11 protein-coding genes and 1 tRNA gene are annotated in these 14,509 nt (G+C 67.3%); 8 read left to right on the top strand and 4 right to left on the bottom strand.

What is annotated here, in order from left to right; translation table 11 throughout:
* A complete protein-coding gene (locus KUH32_RS14690) occupies positions 1-1,335 on the bottom strand; it encodes a M48 family metalloprotease (RefSeq protein WP_217779349.1) in 1,335 nt (444 codons plus the stop codon).
* A gap of 55 nt (positions 1,336-1,390) precedes the next feature.
* Between KUH32_RS14690 and KUH32_RS14685 the strand changes: the two genes are divergently transcribed.
* The 3 genes from KUH32_RS14685 to KUH32_RS14675 all read left to right on the top strand — a co-directional run bounded on the left by KUH32_RS14685 (position 1,391) and on the right by KUH32_RS14675 (position 6,461).
* On the top strand, positions 1,391-2,536 hold the full coding sequence (locus tag KUH32_RS14685; protein ID WP_217779348.1) for a pyridoxal phosphate-dependent aminotransferase: 1,146 nt from the start codon (positions 1,391-1,393) through the stop codon (positions 2,534-2,536).
* Between the two features lie 87 nt (positions 2,537-2,623).
* On the top strand, positions 2,624-3,832 hold the full coding sequence (locus tag KUH32_RS14680) for an N-acetylmuramoyl-L-alanine amidase (RefSeq protein ID WP_217779347.1): 1,209 nt from the start codon (positions 2,624-2,626) through the stop codon (positions 3,830-3,832).
* A 97-nt stretch (positions 3,833-3,929) separates the two neighbouring features.
* Positions 3,930-6,461, top strand: coding sequence for a penicillin-binding protein 1A (locus KUH32_RS14675; RefSeq protein ID WP_217779346.1), 2,532 nt, complete (start codon positions 3,930-3,932; stop codon positions 6,459-6,461).
* Positions 6,462-6,464: 3 nt separating this feature from the next.
* Here the strand turns inward: KUH32_RS14675 and KUH32_RS14670 are convergent, their stop codons facing one another.
* Positions 6,465-7,337 carry an FAD:protein FMN transferase gene (locus tag KUH32_RS14670; RefSeq protein WP_217779345.1) on the bottom strand — a complete coding sequence of 291 codons (873 nt, stop codon included), beginning with the start codon at positions 7,335-7,337 and terminating at the stop codon, positions 6,465-6,467.
* Positions 7,334-9,442, bottom strand: coding sequence for a 4Fe-4S binding protein (locus KUH32_RS14665; protein WP_217779344.1), 2,109 nt, complete (start codon positions 9,440-9,442; stop codon positions 7,334-7,336). Before KUH32_RS14665 ends, KUH32_RS14670 begins: the two co-directional genes overlap by 4 nt.
* Before the next feature lie 101 nt (positions 9,443-9,543).
* Between KUH32_RS14665 and KUH32_RS14660 the strand changes: the two genes are divergently transcribed.
* From KUH32_RS14660 to KUH32_RS14650, 3 genes are all read left to right on the top strand, one after another.
* Positions 9,544-10,305, top strand: a complete 762-nt coding sequence (locus KUH32_RS14660) for an ABC transporter permease (RefSeq protein WP_217779343.1) — start codon at positions 9,544-9,546, stop codon at positions 10,303-10,305.
* Positions 10,306-10,374: 69 nt separating this feature from the next.
* Positions 10,375-11,064 carry a fumarylacetoacetate hydrolase family protein gene (locus tag KUH32_RS14655; protein ID WP_217779342.1) on the top strand — a complete coding sequence of 230 codons (690 nt, stop codon included), beginning with the start codon at positions 10,375-10,377 and terminating at the stop codon, positions 11,062-11,064.
* A gap of 159 nt (positions 11,065-11,223) precedes the next feature.
* Positions 11,224-12,513, top strand: a complete 1,290-nt coding sequence (locus tag KUH32_RS14650; RefSeq protein ID WP_217779341.1) for an MFS transporter — start codon at positions 11,224-11,226, stop codon at positions 12,511-12,513.
* A gap of 98 nt (positions 12,514-12,611) precedes the next feature.
* On the opposite strand, the gene KUH32_RS14645 is transcribed toward KUH32_RS14650, so the two are convergent.
* Positions 12,612-12,688 (bottom strand) — tRNA-Ile (locus tag KUH32_RS14645).
* A 104-nt stretch (positions 12,689-12,792) separates the two neighbouring features.
* On the opposite strand from KUH32_RS14645, the gene purM reads away from it, so the two are divergent.
* Both purM and purN read left to right on the top strand, forming a co-directional pair.
* Positions 12,793-13,839, top strand: a complete 1,047-nt coding sequence (purM, locus tag KUH32_RS14640; protein ID WP_217779340.1) for a phosphoribosylformylglycinamidine cyclo-ligase — start codon at positions 12,793-12,795, stop codon at positions 13,837-13,839.
* Positions 13,836-14,426 (top strand): phosphoribosylglycinamide formyltransferase, encoded by a 591-nt coding sequence (gene purN / locus KUH32_RS14635; RefSeq protein WP_217779339.1) that lies wholly within the window; start codon positions 13,836-13,838, stop codon positions 14,424-14,426. The genes purM and purN overlap by 4 nt, the downstream gene beginning before the upstream one ends.
* Positions 14,427-14,509: the final 83 nt, after the last annotated feature.

Below are 14,509 nucleotides of genomic sequence, written 5' to 3'. Positions count from 1 at the left end.
TCAGCGCCGCTTCGCCCGCCGCGCAGCATCTAGCACATCCTGCGCCCGTTGCCATGGCCCGGACCCCTGCGGCAGCGCGCCTTCGGCGCGTTTGGCGTGGATTTCCGCGTCATCCAGACGCCCTTGCAGCGCATAGCGTTCCGCGGTGACGACCGATGCCATGGCGTTCTGGCCGCTGCGCGCATAGGCGACCGCCAGGTCGCGCAGGATCCGGGCATCGCCGAAATCGCGGTTGCGCGCCTGTTCGAGCACGTTCAGCGCGTCGGAATAGCGCCCGACCGCCAGCAGGGCGCGGCCGTAGCCCCCCAGGATCAGCGCCTCGCGCGGGGCCATGGCGGCGGCGGCGCGATAGACCTGCGCCGACGCCTCGAACTGGCGCGATTCCAGCAAGATCTGGCCCTTGAGTTCCAGCAGGTAGGGATCCTTGGTCCGCAGGGCCAGCGCGGCGTCGATGGCGGGCAGCGCCTTGGACAGGTTGGACTGGCGGTGATGGGCCACTGCCTCGCGCATCAGGGCGATGTCGCGGCTGGCGCTGTCCTTGGCGCGCCGCAGGGTCCAGTTCGGCGCACGCGAAAAGGCCGACAGCTTGCCCTGGATACGGGCGAACCAGTAATTCGCGGCGCCGTCCTGCACGGCCTGGCCGGTATGGCCGGCCACCAGCCCCTTGAGCGCGCGCAGCCGGTCGCTGGTCAAGGGATGCGTGCGCATATAGGGGTCCTGGCGGCTGACCGACAGCGCCTCCTGCCCGCGAAACAGCTCCTGTACCGCCACGGCACCGGCGGGATCGACGCCGGCACGAAGAAGGTAGCGAACCGAGGCGATATCGGCCGACGCTTCTTCGGCGCGGGTATGCGACAGGAACAGCCGCAGGGCCGAGCTTTGCGATCCGATGGCGATGCCTGCGGCCACCTCGCCACCGGCCTCGCCTCCGGCCGCGGCACCGGCCGCGGCGGCCAGGATCAGCCCCAGCCCCGCGGCATTGCGCGCAGCGCGCATGTTGCCCAGACGGCGGGTGATATGGCCGTTGGTGATATGTGCGGCCTCGTGCGCGATCACGGCCTGCAACTCGGCCGCGGTCTTGAGCTTCAGGATCAGGCCGGAATGCAGAAAGATGCGCTGCGTGTCGACGACGAAGGCATTCAGCGTGTTGTCGTCGATCACCAGGATTTGCACCTGGTTCGGGCTGAGCCCTGCGGCACGCAATACCGGATCGGCCAGTTGGCGCAGCGAATACTCGATATCGGCATCGCGCAACAGCGTGACGCCCGCCTGCAAGGGATACGCCATCATCAGCCACAGGCCGACCGTCAGGGCGAATAGCCGGGGAAGGATCATTGACGTGGGTTCCGCTTCGCTCGTAAGCCGTCGGGGGCACAATAGAGAGGTCAGGATGCGGAACTCAAGGCGCGGCGCCGTCGATCCCTTCATCGTGATGGACGTCATGGAAGCGGCCCGGCAGGCCGAGGAGGCCGGCCGTCACATCATCCACATGGAAGTGGGCCAGCCCGGCACACCGGCACCGCAAGCCGCCCGCGACGCGCTGGCCCGGGCGATGCAGTCCGACCCGCTCGGCTATACCGTGGCTTTGGGGCTGCCCGCCCTGCGGCAAAGGATTTCAAGGCTTTACGGCGAATGGTACGGTGTCGATCTGGACCCGCGCCGGGTGGTTGTCACGCCGGGATCTTCGGGCGGTTTCATCCTGGCCTTCACCGCGTTCCTCGACGGCGGCGACCGGGTGGCGCTTGGCGCGCCGGGCTATCCGTCCTACCGCCAGATCCTGCGCGCGCTCGACCTGGTGCCGGTCGAGGTGCAATCCTCGGCGGGAAACCGCCTGCAACCGGTGCCGGACGACCTGACCGCGCTGGACTGGCAGGGGTTGATGGTGGCCTCACCCGCCAATCCCACCGGCACGATGCTGGATCGCGCCGCGCTGGCCGCGCTGATCGGCAGTGCGCAGGACCGCGGTGCGGCGTTCTTTTCCGACGAGATCTACCACGGCATCGAATACGAGGCGAAGGCGGTCAGTGCGCTGCAGATCAGCGACGATGTCTGCGTGATCAATTCGTTCTCCAAGTATTTCAGCATGACCGGCTGGCGGGTCGGCTGGCTGGTCGTGCCCGAGGCCAATATCCGCCAGATCGAACGGCTGGCGCAGAACCTGTTCATCTGCGCGCCCCATGCCGCGCAGGTCGCGGCACTGGCGGCGATGGACGCGACCGAGGAATTGCAGGCCAACATGGCGGTCTACGCCCGCAACCGCGCATTGATGATGGAGGGGTTGCCCAAGGCCGGGTTCGACCGCCTGGCGCCACCCGACGGCGCCTTCTACGTCTATGCCGATGTCAGCCATCTGACCGACGACAGCCGCGCCTTCGCCGCCGAAATCCTGGAACATGCCGGCGTCGCGGTGACGCCGGGGCTGGATTTCGACCCCGAGCGCGGCGCCGGCACGCTGCGGTTTTCCTATGCCCGCGCCACCGCCGATATCGAGGAAGGGCTGGCGCGGTTGGCGGCCTTCATGGCGGCGCGCGGGTAGTCGTCTTTCCCCGTCCATCAGGGGTGCGAATCCCGCGTTCTGCATGCTAGTCTGCCGCCAATCGCGCGACGCGCGCAGGACAAGAGCATGAGCAGGCTTCTACTGACCCTCGTTATGGCCCTCTGGGCCGGACTGGCGGCTGCGCAGGCGCCGACGGCGCTGGCGCGCGCCGAGGCCGGTGCGGTGTCCGACACGCTGTGGGGGCGTACCGAGATCGCGCTCGAGCTGAGCCAGGGCGTGCCGTGGCGGGCCTATACTCTGACCGGGCCCGACCGGCTGGTCATCGATTTCCGCCAGGTCGACTGGTCGGGGCTGGATCCCGCGACCTTCGGCACCAGCCCCCGGATCGCCGCGATGCGCGCCGGGCCGCTGATGTCGGGCTGGTCGCGGCTGGTGGCCGAACTGGCCGAACCGATGGCCATCGACAAGGCCGCGCTGAACATCGACAAGACCAGCGGCAAGGCGCGGCTGTCGGTCAGCCTGCGCGGTATCGACCGTGCCGCGTTCGACGCCGGCGCCGGCGCGCCGGCCGATCCGACATGGGACCTGCCGCGCATCGCGCGCGCCGAACCCGCAACCACCGGCGGCGACGGCCGGTTGGTCGTCATGCTGGACCCCGGCCATGGCGGCATCGACCCCGGCGCACAGCGCGGTGACGTGACCGAAGCCGACCTGATGCTGCTGTTCGCCCGCGAATTGCGCGACGTTCTGATGCGGACCGGGCGCTTCGACGTGCGCCTGACGCGCGATGCCGACGCCTTCGTATCGCTCGAAGGCCGCGTGGCCGCCGCGCACGAGGCCGGCGCCGACCTGTTCGTCAGCCTGCATGCCGACGCGCTGGCCGAAGGGGTGGCGCATGGCGCGTCGGTCTACACCTTGTCCGAAGAGGCCAGCGACGCCGCTTCGGCCGCGCTGGCCGAACGGCACGACCGAGACGACCTGCTGTCGGGCGTGGATCTCACGCAATCGGACGACACCGTCGCGCAGGTGCTGATGGGTCTGGCGCGGCTCGACAACACGCCACGGTCGCAGGCGCTGGCGCGGCACCTGATCGACGGCATCGACAACGCGCTCGGACACGTGCACAAACGCCCGTTGCGGCAGGCCGGGTTTTCCGTTCTCAAGGCCGCCGATATCCCGTCGGTGCTGATCGAGGTGGGGTTCCTGTCGACCGACCACGACCTCAAGAACCTGCAGGACCCGGCCTGGCGGGCGGGCATGGCGGCAGGCATTCGCGACGGCATCGCGGCCTGGGCACTGGAAGACGCCGCGCTGGCGCGTCTGCGGCGGCAATGAGCGGGGCAGGGCCGGTTTGGCCCCCGTCGCCACGTTGTGTTTTGACGCCCCATCCCTGCGGGTATAATGAAGCCCGGCTTATGCTGTGGGAGCGACCGTGACTCGGTTCATCTTTTCCTTCTTCGGCGCGATTTTCAGCGTCCTGACCCTGGGCACGATGATGGTCGCCCTGACCGTCGGCGCGGTGTTCTGGATGTATGGCCGCGACCTGCCCAGCCATGACAGCCTGGCGCAATACACGCCGCCGACGATCAGCCGGATCTATTCCACCGAAGGCCAGGTGATCGACGAGTTCGCGCAGGAACGCCGCCTGTTCACGCCCGCAGACGAAATCCCGGATCTGGTGAAGCAGGCCTTCATCTCGGCCGAGGACAAGAATTTCTACGATCACAAGGGCTATGACGTGCGCGGCATCGCCGCGGCCGCGGTGCAGGCGGTGCAGTCGCGCGGACGCGACGTGCGCGGCGCCTCGACGATCACCCAGCAGGTGATGAAGAACTTCCTGCTCTCCGGCGATCGCCGCGCCGAACGCAAGATCAAGGAAATCATTCTTGCCGCCCGCGTCGAACAGGCGCTGAGCAAGGAAAAGATCCTCGAGCTGTATCTGAACGAAATCTTCCTCGGTCAGAATTCCTATGGCGTGACAGCCGCGGCGCAGACCTATTTCAACAAGACGCTGAACGAACTGGCACCGCACGAAGCGGCCTTTCTGGCGTCTCTGCCCAAGGCGCCCTCGGACTACCATCCGGTCCGGCAGAAGGAACGCCTGGTCGCCCGGCGCAACTTCGTGCTCAAGGAAATGTACGAGAACGGCTATATCGACCGTGCCACCTACGAGGCCGAGATCGCCACGCCGCTGAAATCGGTCCAGAACGGCGATTTCGAACCCTATCAGCGCGCCCTGCCGCCGCGCGACTATTTCACCGACGAGATCCGCCGGCAATTGTCCGAGGATTTCGGCGAAGACCAGTTCTTTTCCGGCGGCTATTCGGTCCGCGCGACGCTGGACCCGTCCATGCAGGTCGAAGCCGCCAAGGCGTTGCGCCGGGCGCTGGAAAACTACGACCGGTCGCTGGGTCGCTGGCGCGGCACCGGCAAGACGATCCCGGTCGAGACGCTGGCGGACGAAACCGCCTGGCGGGCGGCGCTGGCCGATGTCCGGGTGGCCCGCGACATCGACCTCGACGGGCCGTGGCTGGTGGCGGTGGTGCGCGAGGTGCGCGACCAGGAACTGGTGATCGGGATCGAGAATTTCACCCTCGGCGATCCGCGCGGCATGACCGTACCGCGCAGCGATACCAGCTGGTTCAGCGGCAACCTGTTCGACAATTTCGAACCCGGCGACGTGATCCATGTCCGCGAATACACCGAAGGCGGGCAATTCCTGCGCTGGAGCCTGCGCCAGGTGCCGCAGGTGCAGGGCGGCTTCATGGCGATGGACGTCAATACCGGCCGGGTGATCGCGATGCAGGGCGGGTTTTCCTACCAGCATTCGGTGTTCAACCGCGCCACCCAGGCGCTGCGCCAGCCGGGGTCCAGCTTCAAGCCCTTCGTTTACGCCGCCGCCCTGGACAGCGGCTATACCCCGGCGACCATCGTGGTCGACGCCCCGATCGAGATCGACACGCCGCAGGGGATCTGGCGGCCCAAGAACGCGTCCAACCAGTTCTACGGACCCACGCCCCTGCGCACCGGTATCGAACAATCGCGCAACCTGATGACCATCCGTCTCGCGCAAGAGGTCGGCATGGACACGGTGGCGCGCTACGCCGAGAAATTCGGCGTCTACGACAACATGGGCCGGGTGCTGGCCAACGCGCTCGGGTCGGACGAAACCACGCTGTTCAAGATCGTCGCGGCCTATGCGATGTTCGCCAATGGCGGCGAACGGGTGGAACCGACGCTGGTCGACCGGGTGCAGGACCGCTACGGCCAGACCGTCTACAGCCACGATGCCGAAGAAGGCAACCGGCGGGTCTGCGTCGATTGCACCGATGCGAACATCGCGCCGGGTCAAAGCCCGCGCATCGTCAACCAGCGCGAACGGGTGATGAACGCCGTCACCGCCTACCAGCTGACCACGATGCTTCAGGGCGTCGTCGATCGCGGCACCGCGCGGCGCACGGTCAACCTGCCGGTGCCGACCGCCGGCAAGACCGGCACCACCAACGACGCCAAGGACGTTTGGTTCGTCGGTTTCACGTCGAATATCGTGGCAGGCTGCTATATCGGTTTCGACACGCCCCGCAGCCTGGGCGAAGGCGCCTCGGGCGGTGGCCTGTGCGGCCCGGTCTTCAACCAGTTCATGCAGACGGCGGTGCAGAAATACGGCGGCGGCAAGTTCCGCGTGCCCGAAGAATGCCAGTTCATCAATATCGATCGCTTCACCGGCGCGCGCCTGTCGGACGGCGCCACCGGCGAGAACGTCGTGGCGGAATGCTTCCGCGAGGGCGAAGAGCCGATCTTCGGCATCCAGTTCGACGGCGGCTTTGCCATTTCCGGCGATTTCGAGCGGATCAACCCCGGTGGCCTGGACGCCGGTCGCACCGTCACCACCTCGACCGGGCGCAAGGTGCAGGTGGCCCCCAAGGCCAGCTTCGGAACGCTCAGCTCGGGCGGCCTGTACTGACAGTCACAGGCTGCGCAGACGGCCTGACGCGTCGATCACCGTGATCCGCGTCAGCGCGGCGTCGGCCTTGAGCCTTTGCAGGCGCTCAAGCGGCATGAAAACGGCCGCGGTCGACAGGGCATCGGCCAGCGTGGCGCTTGCCGCCTCGATCGATACCGTGGACCAAAGCGGGTCTTCGCCATGCGGTCCCAGGATGTGATGCGCGGTGCCAAGCCGCAAAGCACCGGGGCTGGACGTGGCGATCGCGCCGTCGGTCACACTGCGCTGACCGACCGCGCCGAAGACCGGATCGGCCAGCCCCAGCCGGTAGGGCCCGCCCAGGGCCGCCTGTTCGCCGATATCCACCAGCGTCCGGGTGAAACCACGCTGGCGCAGCAGGTCGCAGACCAGGTCGGTGGCGTAACCCTGCGCGATGCCGTTGAAGGTCAGGGCCTGGTGGCGGCCCAGAACGATCCCCGCCGCGTCGAACCGCACCCGCCGCCAGGCCACCAGCGACTGCGCCCAGGCGGTATCTGCGCCCGTGGCATGGGCGTGCCAAAGCGGTTGCACGGTCGGATCGAACAGCCCGCCGGTCAGCCGATGCGCCGCGTCCGCCTGCCGCATCAGCGCCAGGAACCGCTTGTCCGGGCGCCGCAGATGTCCGCTGCCGTTCAGCCGCGACAGGCTGGATGTCTCGCGGTACAGGCTGAACAGGTCCTCGATCCGGTCGAGCATCGCCGGGATATCGGCCAGCGTGCGGTGGGTTTCCCGCGGCGGGCCTTCCAACGTCACCGACACCTCGGCACCAAGCGCGAAACCGCGCCAGGTTTCGGCCCGGGCAAGGCCCGGCGCACAGGCAAAGGCCGCCGCCAGTGCCAGGAACCGACGGCGCCTCATGTCACCGGCACCTGGTTGGGATGGCCTGTCAGGCGCGGCGCACGGCTGCCGGCGCGGCCTTTCAGCACCAGCGGCACGCATTGCGTCGCGTCGTCATGGATGGTCACGCAATCAAGGCACTGGAAGCATTCGTTATACTGTATCTCGCCGGTCTTGCGGATCGCGCCGTACTGGCATTTCACCCGGCACAGCTGGCAGGGCGATCCGCATTCCACCCGCCGCGGAATCCAGCGCCGCAGCCGCAGCGCGCCACCGATCGCCATCAGCGCACCAAGCGGGCAGAGGTAGCGGCAGAAGCCCTTGAAGGTGACCATGCCCAGCACCAGCCAGCCCGCGGCATAGGCAACGTAATACCATTCGCGCACGAAGAAGGTGGTGATCGCGGTCTTGAACGGCTCGATCTCGGCGGCCTTGTCCATGTGGGACGGCGCGAACAGGGTCACCGCGACCAGCCCCGCCAGCGCGACGTATTTCAGCCATTTCAGCCGCTGGTCCCAGGCGCGCGACGGCTCCCACCGTGGCAGGCGCAGCAGCCGGCCCAGATGGTGGGCGAATTCCTGCATCGCCCCGAACGGGCACAGCCAGCCGCAGAACAGCCCGCGCCCCCACAGCACGAAACCCAGGATCGCCGCGCCCCAGACCAGCAGCGAGAACGGATCGTAGAGCAGGAACGCATAGGATCCGCCCGCCATCGCCGTCTGCAACCCCGCCAGCGGCGTGACGATCGACAGTTGACCCTGACCCCACCAGCCGACAAAGCCCAGCATCGCCGCCAGAAAGCCCAGCCGCAGCGGCGTATAGCCCGGCGCCCCCGCCAACCGGCCTTGCGCGAACAGCAAAAGCGGCAGCAACAGCATCAGACCGGCCGCCAGGATCACGAGGTCGGTCTGGCGCGCCCGCAGCGCTTCCTGGAACGGGGTCAGGCGTTGCACCGGCTCGGGGCGGACAAAGAACCGTTCCGGCGTGGCGTGTTCGGCGCGCAGCGTGACCGATCCGATCTCGGGCTGGAACATGCCGTGTTCGCGCACCACGTCGGCCGTCACCATCCACGGGCTGGCCGGGTCGAAGCCCAGCCGCCGGTCGGTGCGCAGGATCATCGCCACGCCGTCATGCAATGCATCCGGCACGCCCTCGGCCAGTTCGACGAACAGATCGGCATCGCGCAGCGCCACCGGGAATCCGCCCTGTTCCGCGCCCAGCAGATCGGGCGCGGTGTTGCGCACGAAATCCTCGGACACCAGGCCATGCCGGCCGGTTTCCACCAGCAGGATCGGTTCGTCGAAGGTCGAGACCGACATGAAGGCGTCCAGTTGCTCCAGCGTGTCGGGCGACAGCAGCGCGCGGGCGATCGACCGCGGCCCCAGGTCGGCCACCCAGAGATCCAGGTAGGGCGCATCGGGGTCGTCCAGCGCCTCGGGGTCATCGTCATCCCAGACCGTGCCTTCGAACAGCGCCTGCACCTCGGCATTGCTGACGGTGGTGCGGCGGATCAGGCCCTGTTCGACCAGGCTGTCCCAGTCATGCGTCTCGGTCACTTCGGGGTTGGGCGCGGCGGGCGGTCCGGCGGCGATCCCGCCCATCTTTTCGCGCGCCACCTGCAAGGCGGCGGCCAGGATCGATTCATGCGCGATGCGAACCGACGCCGTCGCCTTGGTCACGCCATCCAGATAGACCAGCCCGCTGCCGCTGCTGGCGCCGCCATAGGGCGTGCCGACCACCAGGCTGTCGGAAATCGAATGGCCGCGATATTGCTCGAAAAAGGCGTGGAACGGCGCTTCGCCCAGACCCGAGACGAAGATCGGTTCGTTGTGGCCCAGCAGCTTGGCATCCAGGAACCGGCCTTCGAGGTCCAGCACCACCAGCACGTTGATCGGGGCGCCGGAAAAGCCGGGCAGGGGGGCCATCGGTTCGGTCTGAAAGACGTACCCCGCATGCGCCCCGCCGGAATTCAGCAACTCGTAGACACCGTTTTCGCCGATCTGCTCGCCCAGGCCCATCGGCGCAAAGACATGTTCGGCCAGCACCTCGCGCGGGACCGCCTCGGCCAAAGCCGACAGGCTGGCCAAGAGCCACAGAACCAAGGCAAGAAACACGCGACGTCCCATGCCGCAAATCTACGCGCGCTGCCCTTCGGGCAGGTATGCGACCTTGGTGCTAGAGGCCCCGCCGGCCGCACATCGTAGAGTGCCCGGCAGGAGAGACCCCGATGCCGGATACCGCCCGCGCGCCGCTGCATGTCACCCTGGTTTCGCTGACCGGGCTGGGACTGGTCTGGCTGCTGGCCGCGTGGATCAGCGACGACCCGTCGATCCTGCCGGGTCCGGCCGCCGTGGCCGAGGTCATCGCCCGCGAGGCGCAGGGCGGCAAGCTGGGCTTTCACATCGTCCAGACGCTGCGCCGGGTTCTGCTGGCTTTCTGCCTGGCCATGGCGGTGGGCTGCGCGCTCGGCATCCTGACCGGTCTTTCGGCGCGCGCCAATCGCTGGCTCGATCCCTGGATCACCGTGTTTCTCAACCTGCCCGCGCTGGTCATCATCGTGCTGTGCTACCTGTGGATCGGTCTGAACGAGGTCGCCGCGGTGATCGCCGTGGCCCTGAACAAGACCGCGATGGTCGCCGTGACCATCCGCGAAGGTGTGCGCACCCTGGATCGCGGCGTGGGCGATATGGCGCGGGTCTATCGCATGACGCCGCTGGCGCGCCTGCGCCACGTGATCTGGCCACAGCTCGGGCCCTTCGTCGCCACCAGCACGCGCAACGGGCTGGCGGTGATCTGGAAGATCGTGCTGGTGGTCGAATTCCTGGGCCGCTCGAACGGGGTGGGGTTCCAGATTCACCTCTATTTCCAGCTGTTCGACACCGCCGGCGTGCTGGCCTATGCGCTCAGCTTCACCGCCGTGATGCTGGCCATCGAATACGGGCTGGTGCAACGCTGGGAACGTCGCAGCGCCGCCTGGCGCCATGTCTGAGCCGATGCGGGCTTGACGCCGGGCGCGGGGCAGGGCGGTATCGCGCCCGACACCGATGGGAGTTCCACCTTGGCCTACCTCTTTCCCCCCCGCCCGCAACCCGCCCTCAGCGTTCAGGGCACCGACGCGCTCTATCCCGTGGCCCGCATCTTTTGCGTCGGGCGCAACTATGTCGAACATGCCCGGGAAATGGGGGGCGAGGTCGACCGCGAGGCGCCGTTCTATTTCACCAAGTCGCCGCATCACATCGCGCTGACCGGAACGACCCTGCCATATCCGCCGGGCACCAGCGACTACCACCACGAGGTCGAACTGGTCGTGGCGCTCGGCGCGCCGCTGGTCGCCGCGACCGAGGCCGAGGCGATGGATGCGGTCTATGGTTATGGCGTCGGGCTGGACATGACCCGGCGCGACCTGCAGGCGCAGGCCAAGGACAAACGCCGGCCCTGGGACATCGGCAAGGATGTCGAAGGCTCGGCCGTCCTGGGCCCGCTGACACCCGCCGCCGATTTCGGCACACCCGGCCCGCAGCGCATCGCGCTGACGGTGAACGGCGAGACGCGGCAACAGGCGCATCTGTCCGACATGGTCTGGCCCGTCGGCCCGCTGCTGGCGCATCTGTCGGGGCTCTACACGCTGGGCGCGGGCGATCTGGTGATGATGGGCACCCCCGCCGGCGTCGGCCCGGTGCGCCCCGGCGACGCGCTCGAGGCCACTCTCGACGGCTGCGCGCCGCTGCACGTGGCGTTCAAGGCATAGGCGTCAAGACGGGCGTTGCGCGATCGGGCCTGTCGGCAGGTCTGCGGGACAACCCGGGCGTTCACCGCGTTTGCTGGAAGGGCCGTTTTGGTGCACGCAGGATGGACCTGAGCCCTGCCGGATATTGTGCAGGGTGCCTGCAAAGATCAAGGTGCCATCATGGCAACGGAACTGGATTTCTCCTTCGCTGCGCTGACCGTTCCGGCGAGACGGCACATCCGGGTGTTTCAGATCCACCAGTTTCTCGATCGTTTTGCCATGGGTTTGACGGTTGCCGTTGTTGCACTGGCGCTGACCGATCGAGGCATGGATCTTTTCCAGATTTCGCTACTCTTTGGTGTCTACTCACTAACGACCATGGCGATGGAACTCCCGTTCGGCGGATTGGCCGACACCATCGGACGCAAGCCGGTCTTTCTGGCAGCGGTCATCGCCAGCCTGGTCTCCCTCGCCCTCTTCCTCTCGACAAGCGATTTCCATGTTCTCGCGCTCTCATTTGCCTTCATCGGTTTTGGACGCGCGCTGCGCTCGGGCACGCTCGACGCCTGGTTCGTTGAAACCTTCAGGGCCGCTGCGCCGAATGCCGATGTTCAACCCGCCCTTGCAAAGGCGCAATGGGCCAATGCCATGGGCCTTGCCCTGGGGGCGGTTGTGGGCGGCCTTCTGCCCGATTTCTTCGGCTCGGTGGCACAGAAATCGGGTTTCAGTGTCTACGATGTATCCTACGCGGCGAGCTTGGCAGTGATGCTGGGCGTGTTCGTCTACACCTTGCTTGTTATCGTGGAAAAACCGCGCCCGCTGAACCCGCAGGCTCTGAAACACGGGTTCACCACGGTTCCTTTGGTCATCAAGGATGCCGGTCTTCTCGCCCTCAGACATCCGACTTTGTCGGTGCTTCTGGCGGCTCTGGCGTTTTTCCTGATGGCGACCAACCCGGTCGAGGTGATCTGGCCGACCCATGCCAAGCCCATGTTGGAGGAAGGCTATGCAAACACGGTCATCGGTGTCCTGACCGCTGCCTATTTCTTCTCGATCGCGTTCGGCGCGTGGCTGTCGCCGCGCATCAGTCGGATCTTCAGGCGGCGGCACGCCGTTACCCTTGCGGTGGCTTTTGCCTGCATGGCCGGCGTTCAGATCGCCTTGGCTTTGCAGGGCGGTATTGTCGGATTTCTGTTGGTTTTCATTGTGTATTCCGTCGTCCTTGGCGTATCCGAAACACCCGCCAGCAGTATTCTGCATGGATGCGTGGAAGACCGCCAGCGATCCACGATGCTGTCTTTGCGGTCGCTGATACAGCAACTCGGGGCCGCTCTGGGCCTGATACTGGCGGGCGCCATCGCCGATGTTTACTCCACACCCACGGCATGGATTGTCGGCGCCGCGTTTCTTGTCATTGCCGTGATCCTGATCGGCATCCTTGCCAAAAGGCTTGCCGCAGAGCGTGGATAGCGGCCCTTCGAGCGACCTGCGGCATCGGTCGGAACGGGCTCGAAACCACAATCCGCCACCGAACGCCCGCACCGCGCATCGCCATCGGGGCAGGGGATTGGTAGGCCCGGAGGGACTCGAACCCCCAACCAAGGCGTTATGAGCGCCCTGCTCTAACCAATTGAGCTACAGGCCCACCGTGGTCCCTGACTACCAGAGCGCGGTCACGCGTCAAGCCGTGCGATTGCAGGCCTGCGCGGGATGCGCTAAGCGCGGCGCAACGGCAGCAGGAGACATCCGATGAGCGACGGCAAGAATGGCCTCACCTATGCCCAGGCGGGCGTCGATATCGACGCCGGCAACGCGCTGGTCGAACGGATCAAACCCGCCGCCAGGCGCACCAGCCGCCCCGGGGTGATGTCAGGCCTGGGCGGGTTCGGCGCGTTGTTCGACCTCAAGGGCGCGGGCTATTCCGACCCTGTCCTGGTCGCCGCGACCGATGGGGTGGGCACCAAGCTGCGCATCGCCATCGATACCGGCCATGTCGACGGCGTGGGCATCGACCTGGTGGCGATGTGCGTCAACGACCTGGTCTGCCAGGGTGCCGAGCCGCTGTTCTTCCTGGATTACTTCGCCACCGGCAAGCTGGATACCGACAGGGCCGCGCGGGTGATCGAAGGCATCGCCGAGGGCTGCGTGCGTTCGGGCTGCGCGCTGATCGGCGGCGAGACGGCGGAAATGCCGGGCATGTACCCGGCGGGCGATTTCGACCTCGCGGGCTTTGCCGTGGGCGCGATGGAACGCGGCGCGGCCCTGCCCGACGGCGTCGCCAAGGGCGACGTTCTGCTGGGCCTCGCCTCGGACGGGGTGCATTCCAACGGTTATTCGCTGGTGCGCAAGATCGTCGAGGTCTCGGGGCTGGGCTGGGACGCCGATTGCCCCTGGAGCGACGGCTCGCTGGGTGCCGCGCTGCTGACGCCGACGCGGCTCTACGTCAAGCCGGCGCTGTCCGCCATCGCCACCGGCGGCGTGCATGCGCTGGCCCATATCACCGGCGGCGGCCTGACCGAAAACCTGCCCCGCGTCCTGCCCGAAGGCCTGGGCGCCGAGATCGACCTTTCCGCCTGGCGCATGCCCGGCGTCTTCGCCTGGCTGGCCGCCACCGGTGGGATCGCGGGGCCCGAGATGCTCAAGACCTTCAATTGCGGCATCGGCATGGTGGTCGTGGCCGGTGCCGACAGTGCCACGGCGGTGACGGCGGCGCTGCGCGAGGCGGGCGAAACGGTCATCCCGTTGGGCACGGTCGTCGGCGGGCGCGGCGTAACCTACACCGGAACGCTGGCTTGAAGCGCGTCGCCATCCTGATTTCCGGCGGCGGGTCCAACATGGTCAGGCTGGTCGAGGCGATGACCGGCGACTGCCCCGCACGTCCCTGCCTTGTGCTCGCCAACGTCCCGGGGGCGGGCGGCCTGGCCCGGGCGCAGGCGCTTGGCGTGCCGACGGCACTGGTCGATCACAAGCCGTTCGGGCCGGACCGCGCCGGGTTCGAGACGGCGCTGACGGCCGAACTGGACAAGGCGCAACCGGACATCATCGCCTTGGCGGGGTTCATGCGGGTGCTGACCGAACGCTTCGTGACCCGCTGGCAGGGCCGGATGCTGAACATCCATCCCTCGCTCTTGCCGAAATATCGCGGGCTGAACACCCATGCCCGCGCCATCGAGGCCGGCGATGCCGAAGCGGGCTGCACCGTGCACGAGGTCACCGCCGAGCTGGACGACGGCCCGATCCTCGGTCAGGCCCGCGTGCCGATCCGGCCCGGCGACACGCCAGAGACGCTGGCCGCACGGGTGCTGGAACAGGAACACCGGCTCTACCCGGCCGTGCTGTGCCGGTTCGCCGCGGGCGACCGGCGGCCCTTGCGGGTGCCCTGAGCCGATATTGCAAAGCGCGGCGACCTCGCTAAAGTCGCCGGACATCAAAAATAGCGGCACGACCGCACGATACGATTGCGAGG

The organism is Thalassococcus arenae (genome assembly GCF_019104745.1).
Taxonomy (GTDB): domain Bacteria; phylum Pseudomonadota; class Alphaproteobacteria; order Rhodobacterales; family Rhodobacteraceae; genus Thalassococcus_B; species Thalassococcus_B arenae.
The sequence above is the reverse complement of the archived record's forward strand: the minus strand, read 5'-3'. Positions and strand labels throughout refer to the sequence as shown.